Raw genomic sequence first — 15,949 nt, 5'->3', positions numbered from 1 at the left:
TGGCTTCCTTATCAAATAATTATTGCCAACTAAAAAACCAAATGGAATGTGTAGATAAGCGTTGTTGTATCTACCTTTTACCATTGACTCTAAATCATTTTCACTTCGCTGTGCGCTGATTATAGAATTGATTTATCTTATAGGTTTAAAAATAACCATTTATTACTGATACTTACTGACACACAGGTTTGTATCATGTTCTACAAGCTAACTGCTCTGTCGTAGAATGCACGAAAATCTGGTGGTAAGAGTTTATCATTATGTGAGATTATGCTACCACATTATATCTATAAAGTTTGTTACAGCGGCAGGAAAGTTCCGCTTATTATGATGGTTTTAAGTGATGTTATTGATTACCTTTAATATTTGTATTTAAGATTATTTGCCACCATACTATTTGCCAATTGCATTTATCTATGTTGCAGTATGAACTGAACCGATTCATTCCTTTATTTAACCTATTGTAGAGATAACCTCCTTGTACGACATTACATCGTATTTGAGGTTTGTTGTCTGTCATGAGAGGCGTTGATGCTAGTATCATTAACTTTAAATCAGTTTGCGTTAATTGCTCAGCATGAGCTGAGTGTGGCTGAAGGCTTCAATGTCATCACTGGTGAAACAGGCGCTGGCAAATCGCTATTACTCGATGCGCTGTCTTTATGTATCGGCGAGCGCGCAGACAGTGCAATGGTCCGGCATGGCGCGGCGCACGCGGATATCTACGCGCAATTTGATGTAGAAAACAATAGTATCATTGCTGAATGGTTTGCCAAAAATGAGCGGGCGTTAGAAGAGCCAGATGTATTGATTCGCCGACAACTCAGTAATACAGGGCGCTCAAAAGCATGGTTAAATGGCACACCTGTCAGTTTGGCTGAGCTTAAGAGTTTGGGTGCATTGCTGGTCAATATTCATAGTCAACATGCTCAGCAGGCGCTACTCAAGCCACAATTTGTAGTGCAATGGCTAGATGAAATGGCACAGATAACTTCTCTTGCTACGCAGACCTCAAGTAGCTATCAAACTTATCAGCAACTTAAACGCCGCGCTGACGATCTCGCTAGCCGTGAAGCTCAGCGCCAAGATCGTATTCAACTGTTGCAAAGCCAGTTAGCAGATATCGCACCGTTATTGGTCGTTGATTATGCAGAAGTAGAAGCAGAACACGAAGAATTATCTAATATTGAAGCACTAATGATCGAGGCCAGTCATGGTTTGCATTTACTCGATAATGATACCGATGAGCCCGATGTAATGACCTTGCTCGGGCAAGCAATTAAACTATGCGACAATCAAATGAGCGTGAGCCAAACCTTTGAGCAAGCCTCAGAACAGCTGCATTTGGCGCAGCAGCAAATCACTGAAGTGACTGGCTTATTGTCAGATTATGCTGAGCAGCAATTGCCTGACCCTGAGCGTTTGCAGTCATTAGACAGTTTAATCAGTTTAGGTCATCGCCTATCACGTAAGCATAACTTGCCAGCTAGCGACTTGATTAATGAAGCAAAAGGCTGGGAAGCGCAATTAGAACAATTAGAAAACGAGCCAAGCAGTGATGCAATGGCGGCACAAATTGAGCAAGCATGGCAAGAGTATGTAGCACTAGCAACTGAGCTAAATAAAAAACGAGCAAAAGCTGCACCGATTGTCAGCAAACAGCTGATTAAGCAACTACAGCCGCTTGCCCTACCTAATGCACGTTGTGAATTCGTTTTTACCAAAAAGACCGATGTCAGCCAATATAATGGACAAGGCTGTTATGATATCGATTTGTTATTCAGCGCCAACGTCGGTATGCCGATGCAGCCGCTACACAAAATCGCTTCAGGCGGTGAGTTATCGCGTATGGCACTAGTGATGCAGGTATTGCAAGCGACCAATGCAGATAATAATGCGGCAAAACCTATGCTAGTCTTTGACGAAGTTGATGTTGGTATCAGTGGCGGTACGGCGCAAGTGGTGGGCGAGCTGTTGCGCGCCCTTGGGCAAACGCAGCAATTACTAGCCATTACCCACCAAGCCCAAGTCGCCGCGCAAGCGCATCAGCATATCTTGGTACAAAAACACCATGACGAGCAAACTGAAAGTGAGCTTGTCATCTTAACCGAGAGTGCGCAAGTAGATGAACTGGCACGTATGTCTGGTGGTGTTATTATCACCGATGTCACTCGTGACCATGCGCGCAGTCTATTGAGCGATGTTAAATGATCATTGATTGACCACCATAAACACCTTTTTATTGCTAAATCCTTGCTTTAGTTGATTTTTTATTCATTATCGCCATATAGTGGTGTCAGCTCTGTTATTTTACCTTTATTAGTAGGTTGCGTTTGTCTCTATGTCCAAAGCCAATTTGACCCATCATTTTTTAATCGCGGCGCCTGAACTGTCAGACCCACGGTTTGAGCAGGCGCTGATTTATATCTGTCGTCATGATAAACACGGCGCCCTCGGTCTGATGGTCAATCGTCCATTAGAGCAGGCACGCGTGGGAAAACTGCTAGAAGATCTGGATATTGAGGTTACAGACGCACAGGTGATGGAAGATCTGGCATTAGAAGGTGGACCTATGTACCCTGAGGTTGGCTTTGTACTGCATACAGGGCAGCCAGAATGGGCATCGTCTTTTGCGATTTCAGAAAATGTCTGCATCACTACCAGCCAAGATATCCTCAAACGTATTGCAGCCGGTCAAGGCGTTGGTCATTATCAGCTCTGTTTAGGTCATGCCAGCTGGGGTAAAAAACAGCTCGATCGTGAGCTTGCTAACGGCGACTGGCTGGTATGCCCTGCTGATTTAAACTTATTGTTTGATACGCCTTTTGAGGAACGTTGGCAAATAGCCGCCGATAAGATTGGGGTTAATTTTGATTATTTAAGCAGTGACATCGGTCATGCTTAATCTCATATGCTGAACGAATACAGAACTAAAACTAGGAAACATCCCTTATTATGGTAGATAGCACTCTTATAAAAGATAGTACTGATACTAGCGTTGCTGAGCCAGCGATTAAGCCACACCTTATCTTAGCCTTAGATTATGGGGTTAAAAAAATGGGCATGGCACTCGGTAATAGCTTGACAGAAACGGCGCGTGCCTTTGATATTTTAGCGATGAATAATGGGCAACCTGATTGGGATAATCTACTCGGTATTATCAAGGTTTGGGGCGTGGCAAAGGTAGTAGTCGGACTGCCGTTAAATATGAACGGTAGCAGCTCTATGCTGTCAAAACGCGCACATAAATTTGCCCGTCGTCTAGCACATAGAATCATGGAGCAGCATTTACCTGTCATCGTATCTCTATGCGATGAGCGCCTAACATCGGTCGCCGCGCGTGAGATAGCATGGGAAAATGGCTGGATTAAACATGAGCGCGCTCCGATTGATGATATCTCTGCCTGTATTTTAATGTCGACCTACTTTGCTGATCCTCATAGCAGTATCGCCATCGACGCCATCAAAGCAGATTAATTGAGCGTTAGCTTTCTTTTTAATGTCCCATCAATACCTGATATAGTCGGTTCTACATAAAAGAAATACAAATGTTATCAATCACTACTGGGGTTAATTTTTCTTGCTTGCTGTGCCTACGCAGACAGAGGCTGCGAATAATTAGCCCCAGTAGTTCTGTACCCTTTTAAAAGTGAATTAACTGTACCTCCTCAATCCAAACGAATAAATGACTGATTATTATGACCTCTGTCTCAGACCACTCTTTGCACAATAGCTCGCGACATGGTTTTGCACCGCTTGCTATTGCGCGTATCAAAGGCGCCCAACGTGTCAACCAAATAGCCGTCTATCTCATTTATGCCGCTATTATCGCTTTTATGGTTTTTGGCACCATTGCTAGTATCAAAGCCTTTCATGACAATCAGCTCCTGTATCAACTATTCTACAACTTACCTTATGCTTTGGTGGCGCTGACCATTCCACTGACGCTATATAATGCCTTTATCATCTATCGCTATCGTCTTAATCAAACCTCGATGGTGATTATGACCATTGGTGTCTCAAGTATTATCCTGATCGGCGGACTGTTATTTGCCGATACGGCTTGGTTAGGATTGGCATCGTGGCTCGGTGTGGCTTTTTTATTTAAGGTGAGCTTTAAGCGCTTCTTTAATTTCTTAGCCCTAGCCGACTTACCTGAGAATAATAACAGCACTGAAAATACTCCTTTATAAAATCAGTAACAAACAAGTATCCAGCTACCAAACTTATCTATTAGGTTTATAAAACAAAATATGACGACTTCAATACTAGACACGACTATTCACCATCATTTAGATACCCAAGGGCTGATTTGTCCTGAGCCAGTCATGATGCTACATAAGACGATTCGTAAAGCGGATGGCGGCGATGTGATTGAGATATTAGCCACTGATCCTGCCACTACGCGTGACATTCCTAATTTCTGCCGGCACTTGGGACATACCCTTGTCCATCAAGAAACGCTAAACGATGCGCCAACCTATCGTTATTTAGTCAAGAAAAAGAGCGCTTAGCGCAATATATAATGCAGAAATATCTTTGTGTTATAAAAATACATCATTCACATCTGAAAGGTAGGTCGCGTGTTAGCAACAGAAATACAGTACGTGCAATGGCACGAAAATGAAACCTTACGTCAAGCCCGCTGGTTGTCTCAAAGCAATCATGTGCCGCCTGCACGTATTGTTGTGGTCGACGACAAAACAACAGCCGATGAGGCTTATCGCTTGGCTTGTGCTGGAATGTCAATGCTGTGGCGCGGTGACTTTAATAATGCAAGGCAACTGCTGCAAGCCATCACTCGACGCATTGACCGTGCGAATGAGCGTTCTGAGCAGCGTAAAATTAATAAAGCAGCTAATAAACCTGCTAAGTCCACTAAATCTACAGATGAGACTTCGGCATCCTCTAAAGACATCCCTAATTTGTTTCATCAGCAACGCCAAGTCCAATCTCAGCGTTCGCGCTTATTAAGCCGCTTGCTATTAGAGCTTGATGCCGGTTATGTCAGCCAGTTACGCCGCGCCCCTAATGTCAGTGCTGCTTGTACCGCTGCTTTTGGCGAGTTGAATGAGTCATGTCTAATATCATTTCGTGACCTGCAAGGTGCCTTAGGTGCGGCAGGGTGGCGTGTAAAAGGCGTAGCAATTGAAAATTTGGGTCTATCAATTTTCCCACATTATGGCGTCTTTGCACCGACTCGTCATGAGTATGTGCAGCTGTTGCTTGATGCACCGTTGCCAGCCGTTTATGATGTCGCCTTTGATATCGGTACCGGAACCGGTTTGCTTGCTATTATTCTGGCGCAGCGCGGTGTGAAGCAAGTGATTGGGACGGACTTAAATCCGCGTGCATTAGCCTGCGCTAGTGACAACCTTACACGTTTAGATTTACCTGCAGTGCAATTGCAGCAAGCGGACTTGTATCCGACTGATGCGCCACTGGCTAATCTGCTGGTCTGTAATCCACCTTGGTTGCCTGCCAAGCCAACCTCGCCCTTAGAATTCGCCGTCTATGATGCCAATAGCACGATGTTGCGTGGGTTTTTGCAAGGCGCAAAGCAACATTTAGCTAAGCAAGGAGAGGTCTGGTTGATTCTGTCAGATTTGGCAGAACATTTGCAGTTGCGCAGTCGCGATGAATTATTGGGCTGGTTTGCTAATGCTGGTTTAGAAGTAAAATACCGTCTCGATACCCAACCTAAACACGGTCGAAGCCAAGACGATACTGATCCACTATTTGCAGCGCGTAATGCGGAAGTCACCTCGCTATGGTGTTTGGTAGCTGTTAATACTTAAAGGGTAAAAATGACTTTGCCAAATTTTATTAACTGATAGTCAACTTAAATATAAAAAATATTATTTATATCCACTTGTAATTTCTTATACCACTGCCGAGTATGTTTTATGAGCCGCGACCGTGCCGTACAGCAGCGCCAACCAAAAGCGCTGGCCGTAGATGATGAACCGGCTTATATAACCGAATTTCGTCAAGCAATGCTGGCTCGTGGTTTGGCCACGCGTACCCGTAACGCCTATGTGCGTGATTTGCGCTCCTGCGAATTGACCAATCATACGGCATTAACGCGTTGGCAGCCCGAAGATGTGCTGCACTGCCTGTCTATTCTTACTCAAGATGGCAAAACGCCGCGTACGCAAGCGCGCATGCTTTCAAGTTTGCGTCAGTTTTATCTGTGGATGATTGCCAGCAACCTACGTGAAGACAATCCTTGTGGGCGTATTAAAAGCCCAAAACTTGGTCGTCCACTGCCAAAAGATTTGGCAGAAGCTGACGTCGACAATCTCCTTGCCGCGCCCGATAGCAGTACTGCGCTAGGGCTACGTGATAAAGCCATGTTAGAGGTACTTTACGCTTGCGGTTTGCGCGTTAGTGAGTTGGTTAACTTGTCTCTTGAACAAGTGAATCTAAACTCAGGCTGGCTACAAATCACGGGGAAAGGCAATAAAACCCGCTTAGTGCCTTTAGGGGAATATGCAGCAGATGCGCTTGAAGATTATTTGACGCATGGACGTGGTGATTTGATAGCCCATTTAAAAGCAGGAAATTGCCAAGCAGTGTTTTTAACTGCGCAAGGTGGCTATATGACCCGGCAAAACTTTTGGTATCTGCTAAAGAAATACGCCAAAGTTGCCAGTATTGATAAAGACCTATCACCGCATACCTTACGTCATGCTTTTGCTACCCATTTACTCAATCACGGTGCCGATTTACGGAGTGTGCAGTTATTGCTTGGACATAGTGATTTATCGACGACGCAGATATATACCCATGTGGCGACGGCTAGATTGCAAAAACTCCATGCTGAACATCATCCAAGGGGTTAGATTGCTGATTTACGAGATATTATTACCAATATAAAAACCTATATATTGAAGCAAAAAAACGGCAATATTATAATAATACTGCCGTTTTTTCATACTTAATAGAAACGTAAGCTTGCTTATATGCTATAGCGATAATGAGGACAAGCCTGCATATTCTGTGCCTTTTGATAGTACATAACGCTTACTGGTTTCCCCATCCGTTAAGAAGCCACCAAACGTCTGTGATACAGCGCTAAATAAAATAATATTGACAGCAGATAATGCTTCTTCAGCCAACTCTGTGGTGTTTAATAGCTCTTTGGCTTTGGCCACACTAATCACAGCACAGCTTTCATTTTCACTAAGACGAGGCTTGATCTCTTCATTATAGTTTTTATAACAAAAAGCGATAGACACATATTCATCACAACCAGATAGCTCAGCCAAATAAGCTTTGTCGATAGTTTTTACTGCTTCCACACATTTGACACCCGGCTGTTTTTTGAGAGGCTTAATACGCTTACTATGTACAATATGAATAAATGTTTCTTGCGCTGGATTTATTTTCGTTTTGATTTTAGACTTCATATTTAAGCATCCTTTCTAATTAAGTAAAGCTTGGTGAGTTTAATCTTAGTAAGCTGGTACAACTCCTAGTATGACCGTAATTCTTCATATCAAGAAGACCCTAGAATAAATAGTTGACCAATTAGTTAGCTTTATTAGTATTCCATAGCTTCAATAAGGATGCTATAGCATTTACGATATAAATGCGTAAACAGGTAACTTCAACCTGACATAAATCTGACAATGGTTCCTGTCAAATACTCCTCCTTTAGTGCCCATCACAATTTCCACTAATACGTAGCTGCAAATCTTACCTTTTATCGTTACAATACTCATCATAATGTGCACCCTGTTCATTTGAGCAATGTACCACCTTTTACTTATCCATAATCCGAGAATTCCATGAGCCATAGACCATCTAGCGATCTATTAGAAAAAGCCAAATACTGGCGCGAAGATATTAATTTTCGCGAAGACGTACTCGGCAAGCCGTTTGATTTTGCGACCACGTGGGGTATTTTTTCACCACAAAAGCTCGATGACGGTAGCTTGATGTTACTTGATTATGTGGATTTTCAGGCGGATGATGACTCGATAGATTTGGGCTGTGGCTACGGTGTATTGGGTATGGCAGCAGCGCGCGAATGTCCTAATGGTCAGCATACTTTGATTGATAAAGACTTTATGGCAGTAGAATATGCGCGCCTTAATTGTGAAAAGAATGGTCTAAAAAATGTCGATGTGCATTTATCAAATGGGTTTAATCACGTGGCAAAAGACAAAGACTTTAGTCTTGTGATGTCAAACTTGCCAGCCAAAGTAGGTAAAGAGCAGCATTACCTTTATTTCCTAGATGCTCATGCGCGTATGCGTAAAGGTGGACGCTTTTACGTGGTGACGATTAATGGCTTACGTCAATTTATGAAACGCTCATTTACCGAAGTCTTTGGTAATAGCGAAAAGGTAAAGCAGGGCAAGACTTATACGATTACCATGGCAACCAAAGATTAAACGCTAGAATCAGACAAATAAAAAGCACGCTAAATCATAAGGATCTAGCGTGCTTTTCTATGGCTAAACTTTTAGATTTACCTCATTTTGAGAGTTACATCTGCCGTTTCAGTAAATATCCACCCAACAATGCACTGGCAATAATTGGCAGTATCACCATCAGTAGCGGCGAAAATCCCGTTGCTAGTGACACAAAACCGACCAAATCCTGCACATAACTAAATAGCAGCCCAAATAATAATGCCACGACAATTCGCAAGCCGAGACTGTGCGTACGCAATGAGCCAAAGACAAACGAGCAGGCGACAATCACTAGTGACAGAATTGATAAAGGTGATAATAGCTTTTGCCAAAACGCCAGCTCATGACTTAAAGAGCGAGTGCCTTGTTGACGCATAAACAGACGATGCTCATAAAGTTGCGTAAGAGATAAATCCTCAGCTTGACGCGTGAGCAAATACACAGACTCAGGGGCAAACGGTAAACTCAATGTGTCTGTGGGCGATATGGCTTGGCTACTTTCAAAGCCTTGATTAATCATCAGCTTGGTCATATTGTTCAGCTGCCACTCATAACGATATTGCTCGCTCGGCTTGCTGCTAGCGGTAGCAAGCGCCTCGCGCCCGATATATTTACCACCTTCAGCATGAATGGCGGTTTGCAAGTTGCCGTTATTATCTAAGTGCCAACGCTTTACCTGACCGATATTCCCTTTGACATCAGCATAATCGATATACAAGATATCACTACCATCCGGCTTGGCACTGCCGTCTTTTGTATTCTCAAAGCGTGGTTGCACTGTCCAGTAACCGCGTACTGAAGTCACTAGCGAGCTGTTATCCTCACTATTAATCTCATTTGCCAATTGATTGGAATACGGCAACACAAACTGGTTAATGAATAATGCTAATACTACAAAAATCATAGCTGGCTGCAATACCCAACTGACGATTCGATAAACGCTAATACCCGCAGCTCGCATGACGACCAGTTCACTGTTATTGGCCAGCAAGCCCAAACCAACGACCGCACCCAATAATGCCCCTGTTGGGATAAATTGCTCTAAAAAATAAGGCGAGCGATAAAAGATATATCTGATTGCCTCTCCCATCGTATAGCTATCATCTAGCGAATCAAGCTCAGATAAATAAGAGAATACCAGCTGTAATGCCCACAATCCTATGACCGCAGCGATAATCGCCAGCAAGGCATTTAGTTTCACATAGCGGCTAAGCACTTTGAGGTTAGTCGGTTTTGGGCTAAGTAGAGATTTAGCATTTGGCGAATTCGGCTTCGATGATTTAGAGAATAGAGCACTCATTAGGATTGCCCTCCTTGTGAGCTACTATTTTGATTGTCGGTAACCGTCAAAAGCTCATTTTCTGGCTTGCGAAAGCGCAATCGGTGCTGCACGCGGCTACCCCAATTCATATACAGTGCCAATGCCATAAATCCTAAGATGAGCCATGCATAAGCCCACACGCTTACACTGCCTTTACCGACAGCATTTTTGAGTGAGATGATACCGAGTGCGCAGCTGACAAACAGTAAAATAGAGGGAAATAGGCGTAACCAACGACCTTGACGTGGACGAACTTGCGCCAGTGGTACGGCGAGCATCGGCGCAATAATCATCAGCCATGGTAACGATAAACGATAACCAAGCTCGCCTTGGGCCGCACGCATGGCATTATTACTGCCCACTTGCGCATTGCCTGTTGCCGCTTGCCATAACGGTCCAATCGCTTGCGTCTCGATATTGTCTTCAGTGATGACTTCTTTCGACGACTCCGTCAAGGTAATACGATAGCGATCAAAACCTACTTGATTGTATTTCAAGCTACCAGCCCCGACTTCATAACGGCGACCTTGGAACAAATCCAATTGGGTTACGCCACTATTGCCCGTATCTACTTGTTCAGCACGTTTGGCAAGCGTAATCGTGTCTTTGCTAATATTATTATTGGCAAGCGCTGTGGGCAATTCTGGAATATTGAGCTGTTCGGTAGTTTCGACATCGATGTTATTTTCAAGATTCATGGCACTATTTTTAGCAGTATTGTTGTTAGCCCCACTGCCTTTTTTTTCAGGCTCAGACTGAATCAATATCACATCTTGTAATTGTTTTTTATCATCACTCAAACTGCCCACATACAGATGATAATTGCCACTGCTGATAAACTGATTGGGGCGAATTAAGTCAAAGGCACTGGTCAACGCTTGCTGTTGCCAGACATTCTCAGATGAACGCACGCCCCATGGCTTACCAACGATGGATAATGCTGCCTCACCAACGAACAATGCCAAAATCAATGGCGTCATCAAGCGCCCAAGCCGACCGCGCGACACGCCACTGGCATTAATCACCGCCATTTCTTGGTCAACATACAGGCGCCCAAATACCAGCATTAACGCAATAAAAAACGCTAATGGTAGGATAAGCTCTAAGAAATACGGTAGGTTATAACCAATGATGGTAAACAGCAAACCGATGTCTAAATTACCTTCAGCTGCGATACCAAAATAGCGTATCAAACGTCCGCCAAGCATCATCACCACTAAAAACCCCAAGACCAATGCGGTCGTTGAGGCAACTTGTTGGGTCATATAGCGGCGTAATATCACAGTAGGCACTCTTAGCGGTTGTAGAAGTTGGCGTTCGTGCGGTTCATCGCGTCTGTATTGATAAGCACAGTTAAGCTTGACCAGAGACGATAGGCATAACCGCTAATGCTAGCATATTTCTAGAAAAAATAGCGTGGAAATGTGTTTGAAAACATTACCTAGCCGTTACCAATAACGCATTTATTACTCACTCATCAACAGGGTTAAATTGGGACGTAACTGCGCTATTTAAAACCTAATCGCACTATATAAGATATAAGCGCTTTAACTCAGACATCACGATTAAGTCTCTCATGCATGCTTTCTAACTGAATTTGTGTACTGTACGTATCACGTACTGAATACTATCAGCATTAGTTGTTAGTATTTAACGTCAGTTAACATTCAAAATTATTTAAGATTTAGCATCTATACTTATATCGTTTACTAATTAACGGAGCATAAAATGTCTATTCCCTCTACTTTACTTGGATTAGCTGGTGGTCAATTTAATGAGATTGATTGGTCAAATTGCGCTATCGTCATGATTGATTTTCAGAATGAATATGTTGACGGCGCGATGCCGTTAGGTGATGCCGGTAGTAAAGCCACTGCGAACGCGCACCTGCTACTCGATAAAGCTAGGAACGAAGCTATTCCGATATTTCATGTTACTCATCACGGGCAGGATAATGATAAAATTTTCAATCCATTATCATCAAAAGTAGATATTATTAATAGCCTGCAGCCCATTAATGACGAAAAAACCATTGTTAAAATGCACCCTAATGCATTTTATGATACCGAGCTGCAAGCGCTAATAAAATCGGCTGGTAAGCAACAAATTATTTTTGCAGGCTTTATGAGCCATATGTGCGTCAGCTCAAGCGTCAGAGCAGCCTTTGATTTGGGTTTTGAAAATTTCGTGTGTCATGATGCTTGTGCCACGCGCGATCTGCCTAGTGTTGCAGGACAAGTCATAATGGCTAGTACTGTGCATGATAGTGCGATGGCTGCACTTCAAGATAGGTTTGCCGCTCTAGTAGCGACTGATAAATTGACTAACAGCTAACGACAGACGCTAAAACAATGCAAGAAATAACTCTAGAAACATTACCTAACCCTTGCTAACTGCGTACTGTGTGCCGATATGCTACACTACTATGCTTGCTTGATAGGCGTGTTATTTAAGATAAGTAGCAGTTAGAATACACTACCGATTCAAATGCGTTAGCAGTTAAAATTTGATATCTTTTTAAATTTGACACCTTACTGTATTCACGCTTTTAAAAAAATGCATTCATCTAATAAGGATAACAATATATGAATATTAAATTAACGCAAAGTTTACCGAAAACCCATACACAAAAAATTCTTAAAAAAGAAGCTAAAAGTAAAGATGCCGCTTGCCTCGTCGTCTTAATCGATGATAAGAAAAACATCTTAGCAGAGTCGGTATTGAGCGATTATCAAACCCGTATTGAGCAATTGATTGAAGTATCGCACTTTAACGGCAAAGCTTGTGAGACAGTTGCTGACTATGCGCTGGCTGGTGATAAGAAAACCACCAAAGAAAATCCAGTACAGCTTTTATTGGTCGGTGTGGGTAATGTTGATAAATTGCGTCATAGCGTTCTAGAAAAAATTGCCAATACCATTTATAAGAGCACGCAAAAGCGTGTTGACTCTATCACTGTTGCGCTGGGCGATAGCTTAGAAGAAAACCATTTTAGTCAATTCGCGCTGAGCCTACTGGCAGCAAGCTATCGTTTTGACAAGTACAAATCTGAGCAGCAAACGCCTGTTTTAACGGACATCTACTTATTGGCAGAGCCATCTTTAGAGGAATCGTTAAACTTTGCACAAGCGGTCTTTACTGGTCAAAGCTTAACCCGTGACGTCGCCAATGAGCCGGGTAATATCTGTTTCCCAGCGTATATGGCTGAGCAAGCACAGGAACTGGCAGCCACTTATCCTGACCTCTTAAAAGTCACCGTATTAGGTGAAAAAGAGATGTCAGCATTAGGTATGAACTGCTTCTTATCGGTCGCGCAAGGCTCGACCAAAGAGGGCAAGCTGGTGTTAATGGAATATCGTGGCAAGTCTAATTTTAGCGTCAATGCTGATGGCGATACTAGTAAAGCCATTACCAACAGCGCAAAAGTAGCGGGTGGTCTAAAAGCATTGGCTGATAAGTTACCAACCAAAGCTGCTAGCAAAAAAGCCGCGAAACAAGATAGTAATGACGATGTGCAAGTTGCAAATGACGACTCGCCTATCGTACTGGTTGGTAAAGGCGTCACCTTCGATTCAGGTGGTATCTCAATCAAACCGGGTGCGGCGATGGATGAGATGAAATTTGATATGGGCGGTTCTGCTGCGGTACTCGGTACCCTAAAAGCATTATGTGAAGCGCGTCTACCTATCAACGTCGTCGGTGCGCTAGCTTGTGCTGAAAATATGCCATCAGGAGAGGCGACGCGTCCTGGCGATATCATCATAGCAATGAACGGTAAGTCAGTTGAGATATTAAATACCGATGCTGAAGGTCGTTTAGTACTGTGCGATACCTTGTGCTATGTACAGAAGTATTATCAGCCAAAAGCCATCATCGATGTCGCAACCTTGACTGGTGCTTGTGTGGTTGCGCTAGGTCACGTCCGCTCAGCGGTCTTTAGTAATGACGAAGATGTGTTGTTCGACTTAGAAAACGCGAGTCATTTATCGGGTGATCTTATCTGGCACATGCCAATGGATGACGAGTATCAAGCGCAGATTGACTCGCCTATCGCTGATATTCAAAATATCGGTGGTAAAGGTGCTGGCGCTGTTACTGCTGCATGTTTCTTATCGCGCTTTATAGAAGAAGGCCAAGCATGGGCGCATTTAGACATCGCTGGTACGGCATGGATTTCAGGTCAAGACAAAGCTGCGACTGGTCGTCCTGTACCGTTGTTTATGCAATATTTGAGAAATAGTGCAAACATGGCATAACTTATTAATGAAAACCAATTAATGAAAATCAGTTTATGAACGTTAGCTTCTATGTATTAACTGAGAATAAAGCCCAAGATTTCTTGGGCTTTATTTGTCAGCTGACCCAAACCGCGCTTAATAAAAGTAATCAATCATTGTTAATTCTTATCGACGATGATGAATTGCTATCGACGCTTGATAAGGCATTATGGGCGCAAGAGGCTACTAGCTTTATCCCTCATCAACGCCTTTTGAATGCTGATACTGATATCAATCATAAAGCGTTAGCGCCTGTACTTCTTAGCAATTATATGCCTGCTAACTTTAAAGGTATGGTTCTTAATACCACTATACATCCAGTAAGCACTTTTATGACAGCTACTATCAATGCGAAACCTACTCGCGTCCTTGAGCTGATAAAACCTGATGCAGCTAGTGTGCAAGAAGGTCGTCATAAATATAAAAGCTACCAACAACTCGGCTATGAGCTGACCCACTTTACAGTTTAATTCTTCAAACCGCTTTATTTGTTACGGTAAAATCATTCTTTTTGTCACATATAACGCCTTTTCTTTAGCTCTATCAGCCCAGTCAGATGCGGGTTAAAGGTAGGCGCTTATCCCAAAAAATGCTACCATCCTCCGATTATTTTTCTGTTTTCGCTATAAATATCTTATTTATTGACAAGGTTGAGGGTGTATAGATGCGTTCATTGATTGCGATGTACCAGCGTATAGGGCTGGTACCGCTTATTATTATCGGTTTAGTATTAGGGGTATTAATAGGTTGGTTGGCACCAAATGTTGGTATTGCATTAGGATTATTGGGTACTTTATTTGTGGGGGCACTAAAAGCCGTCGCGCCGATACTGGTATTCGTTTTGGTCATGGCAGCCATTAGCCAACATCGTAGTGGCAACGAGGTCTATGTTAAACCCGTGCTAATCATGTATATGTTTGGCACTTTTTTAGCAGCGCTGACTGCTGTAGGGGCAAGCTTCTTATTTCCAACCGAGCTGGTTTTAGTCAATGCGGTCATTGAGCAAGTACCGCCAGCAAATTTAAAAGAAGTGTTGACCAACTTGCTGATGAATTTGGTCGCCAACCCCGTTCAGGCTATCGCTGAAGCCAATTATATTGGTATTTTGGCATGGGCAATTATTATTGGTTTTGCTTTACGCCAGGCGAGTGATACTGCTCGTACCGTGGTCGGTGATTTTTCTGATGCCATCTCACAAGTGGTCAAATGGGTTATTGCCTTAGCGCCTTTTGGTATTTTGGGTTTGGTTGCCAATACGGTTGCTGAGACAGGCTTTGAAGCTTTAGCTGGCTATGCACGCATCTTGATGGTATTGGTCGGTTGTATGCTATTTATCGCGCTAGTCGTCAATCCACTCATTATCTTAATTAAGACAGGAAAGAACCCGTATCCGCTCGTGTTTATCTGCTTACGTGAGTCTGGTATCACTGCATTCTTTACACGCTCATCAGCAGCAAATATCCCTGTCAATATGAACCTTGCGCGTAAATTGGGTCTACATGAAGACACGTATTCAGTGACTATTCCACTGGGTGCTACCATCAATATGGCGGGCGCTGCAATCACCATTAACGTTTTAACGCTTGCTGCTGCTCATACGCTCGGTATCGAAGTGACGTTTGCTTCAGCACTGCTATTAAGCTTGGTCGCAACGATTAGTGCCTGCGGCGCATCTGGTGTTGCTGGTGGTTCATTGCTACTGATTCCATTAGCGGCAAGCCTATTTAGTATTCCAAATGACATTGCTATGCAAGTGGTCGCTATTGGCTTCATCATCGGCGTCATACAAGATTCTGCAGAAACTGCTTTGAACTCATCAACAGATGTCTTATTTACCGCTGCTGCTGATCCAAAATATGCTCGTTAATTTGCTATAAAATCGTATGTTTAAATACTAAAGAGTCCAATCAATGATTGGGTTCTTTTTT

The 15,949-nt window shown here is 43.1% G+C and carries 15 protein-coding genes; 12 read left to right on the top strand and 3 right to left on the bottom strand.

Annotated elements, in window-relative coordinates; translation table 11 throughout:
- Positions 1-531: 531 nt before the first annotated feature.
- From recN to xerD, 7 genes are all read left to right on the top strand, one after another.
- Complete coding sequence (gene recN / locus FQ082_RS05435; RefSeq protein WP_149492341.1) at positions 532-2,211, top strand: DNA repair protein RecN; 1,680 nt, start codon at positions 532-534, stop codon at positions 2,209-2,211.
- Positions 2,212-2,341: 130 nt separating this feature from the next.
- Positions 2,342-2,905, top strand: coding sequence for a YqgE/AlgH family protein (locus tag FQ082_RS05430; RefSeq protein ID WP_149409061.1), 564 nt, complete (start codon positions 2,342-2,344; stop codon positions 2,903-2,905).
- 50 nt (positions 2,906-2,955) lie between these two features.
- Positions 2,956-3,477, top strand: coding sequence for a Holliday junction resolvase RuvX (gene ruvX / locus FQ082_RS05425; RefSeq protein WP_149492340.1), 522 nt, complete (start codon positions 2,956-2,958; stop codon positions 3,475-3,477).
- 221 nt (positions 3,478-3,698) lie between these two features.
- On the top strand, positions 3,699-4,193 hold the full coding sequence (locus FQ082_RS05420) for a hypothetical protein (RefSeq protein ID WP_149492339.1): 495 nt from the start codon (positions 3,699-3,701) through the stop codon (positions 4,191-4,193).
- Positions 4,194-4,253: 60 nt separating this feature from the next.
- On the top strand, positions 4,254-4,514 hold the full coding sequence (gene tusA / locus FQ082_RS05415; protein ID WP_020442453.1) for a sulfurtransferase TusA: 261 nt from the start codon (positions 4,254-4,256) through the stop codon (positions 4,512-4,514).
- Between the two features lie 69 nt (positions 4,515-4,583).
- Positions 4,584-5,798 carry a methyltransferase gene (locus FQ082_RS05410; protein WP_149492338.1) on the top strand — a complete coding sequence of 405 codons (1,215 nt, stop codon included), beginning with the start codon at positions 4,584-4,586 and terminating at the stop codon, positions 5,796-5,798.
- Positions 5,799-5,906: 108 nt separating this feature from the next.
- Positions 5,907-6,845 (top strand): site-specific tyrosine recombinase XerD, encoded by a 939-nt coding sequence (gene xerD, locus FQ082_RS05405; protein WP_149492337.1) that lies wholly within the window; start codon positions 5,907-5,909, stop codon positions 6,843-6,845.
- Between the two features lie 123 nt (positions 6,846-6,968).
- On the opposite strand, the gene FQ082_RS05400 is transcribed toward xerD, so the two are convergent.
- Entirely contained in the window at positions 6,969-7,412 is a 444-nt protein-coding gene (locus FQ082_RS05400; RefSeq protein WP_149492336.1) for a hypothetical protein, read from the bottom strand.
- Between the two features lie 381 nt (positions 7,413-7,793).
- Here FQ082_RS05400 and FQ082_RS05395 point away from each other — a divergent pair, with 381 nt between their 5' ends.
- Complete coding sequence (locus FQ082_RS05395) at positions 7,794-8,402, top strand: class I SAM-dependent methyltransferase (RefSeq protein ID WP_011512430.1); 609 nt, start codon at positions 7,794-7,796, stop codon at positions 8,400-8,402.
- 94 nt (positions 8,403-8,496) lie between these two features.
- On the opposite strand, the gene lptG is transcribed toward FQ082_RS05395, so the two are convergent.
- Positions 8,497-9,723 (bottom strand): LPS export ABC transporter permease LptG, encoded by a 1,227-nt coding sequence (lptG, locus tag FQ082_RS05390; protein WP_149492335.1) that lies wholly within the window; start codon positions 9,721-9,723, stop codon positions 8,497-8,499.
- Positions 9,723-11,009: an LPS export ABC transporter permease LptF gene (locus tag FQ082_RS05385; RefSeq protein WP_149492334.1), complete on the bottom strand. Its 1,287-nt coding sequence runs from the start codon at positions 11,007-11,009 to the stop codon at positions 9,723-9,725. Before FQ082_RS05385 ends, lptG begins: the two co-directional genes overlap by 1 nt.
- A 463-nt stretch (positions 11,010-11,472) precedes the next feature.
- On the opposite strand from FQ082_RS05385, the gene FQ082_RS05380 reads away from it, so the two are divergent.
- The 4 genes from FQ082_RS05380 to sstT all read left to right on the top strand — a co-directional run bounded on the left by FQ082_RS05380 (position 11,473) and on the right by sstT (position 15,888).
- Positions 11,473-12,078 (top strand): cysteine hydrolase family protein, encoded by a 606-nt coding sequence (locus tag FQ082_RS05380; RefSeq protein WP_149492333.1) that lies wholly within the window; start codon positions 11,473-11,475, stop codon positions 12,076-12,078.
- A 251-nt stretch (positions 12,079-12,329) separates the two neighbouring features.
- Positions 12,330-14,000, top strand: a complete 1,671-nt coding sequence (locus tag FQ082_RS05375) for a leucyl aminopeptidase (protein WP_149492332.1) — start codon at positions 12,330-12,332, stop codon at positions 13,998-14,000.
- 35 nt (positions 14,001-14,035) lie between these two features.
- Positions 14,036-14,491, top strand: a complete 456-nt coding sequence (locus FQ082_RS05370; protein ID WP_149492331.1) for a DNA polymerase III subunit chi — start codon at positions 14,036-14,038, stop codon at positions 14,489-14,491.
- A 194-nt stretch (positions 14,492-14,685) separates the two neighbouring features.
- Positions 14,686-15,888: a serine/threonine transporter SstT gene (sstT, locus tag FQ082_RS05365; protein ID WP_149492330.1), complete on the top strand. Its 1,203-nt coding sequence runs from the start codon at positions 14,686-14,688 to the stop codon at positions 15,886-15,888.
- Positions 15,889-15,949: the final 61 nt, after the last annotated feature.

Origin of the sequence: Psychrobacter sp. ANT_H56B (assembly GCF_008369245.1) — a bacterium.
Lineage (GTDB): Bacteria > Pseudomonadota > Gammaproteobacteria > Pseudomonadales > Moraxellaceae > Psychrobacter > Psychrobacter cryohalolentis.
The sequence above is the reverse complement of the archived record's forward strand: the minus strand, read 5'-3'. Positions and strand labels throughout refer to the sequence as shown.

Excerpts from the sequence above, each read along its gene's own strand:
- xerD (WP_149492337.1), top strand. The coding sequence starts at position 5,907 with ATGAGCCGCGACCGTGCCGTACAGCAGCGCCAACCAAAAGCGCTGGCC.
- tusA (WP_020442453.1), top strand. The coding sequence starts at position 4,254 with ATGACGACTTCAATACTAGACACGACTATTCACCATCATTTAGATACC.
- ruvX (WP_149492340.1), top strand. The coding sequence starts at position 2,956 with ATGGTAGATAGCACTCTTATAAAAGATAGTACTGATACTAGCGTTGCT.
- lptG (WP_149492335.1), bottom strand. The coding sequence starts at position 9,723 with ATGAGTGCTCTATTCTCTAAATCATCGAAGCCGAATTCGCCAAATGCT.
- FQ082_RS05420 (WP_149492339.1), top strand. The coding sequence starts at position 3,699 with ATGACCTCTGTCTCAGACCACTCTTTGCACAATAGCTCGCGACATGGT.
- FQ082_RS05370 (WP_149492331.1), top strand. The coding sequence starts at position 14,036 with ATGAACGTTAGCTTCTATGTATTAACTGAGAATAAAGCCCAAGATTTC.
- FQ082_RS05385 (WP_149492334.1), bottom strand. The coding sequence starts at position 11,009 with ATGACCCAACAAGTTGCCTCAACGACCGCATTGGTCTTGGGGTTTTTA.
- FQ082_RS05400 (WP_149492336.1), bottom strand. The coding sequence starts at position 7,412 with ATGAAGTCTAAAATCAAAACGAAAATAAATCCAGCGCAAGAAACATTT.
- FQ082_RS05395 (WP_011512430.1), top strand. The coding sequence starts at position 7,794 with ATGAGCCATAGACCATCTAGCGATCTATTAGAAAAAGCCAAATACTGG.
- recN (WP_149492341.1), top strand. The coding sequence starts at position 532 with ATGCTAGTATCATTAACTTTAAATCAGTTTGCGTTAATTGCTCAGCAT.
- FQ082_RS05380 (WP_149492333.1), top strand. The coding sequence starts at position 11,473 with ATGTCTATTCCCTCTACTTTACTTGGATTAGCTGGTGGTCAATTTAAT.
- FQ082_RS05375 (WP_149492332.1), top strand. The coding sequence starts at position 12,330 with ATGAATATTAAATTAACGCAAAGTTTACCGAAAACCCATACACAAAAA.
- sstT (WP_149492330.1), top strand. The coding sequence starts at position 14,686 with ATGCGTTCATTGATTGCGATGTACCAGCGTATAGGGCTGGTACCGCTT.
- FQ082_RS05430 (WP_149409061.1), top strand. The coding sequence starts at position 2,342 with ATGTCCAAAGCCAATTTGACCCATCATTTTTTAATCGCGGCGCCTGAA.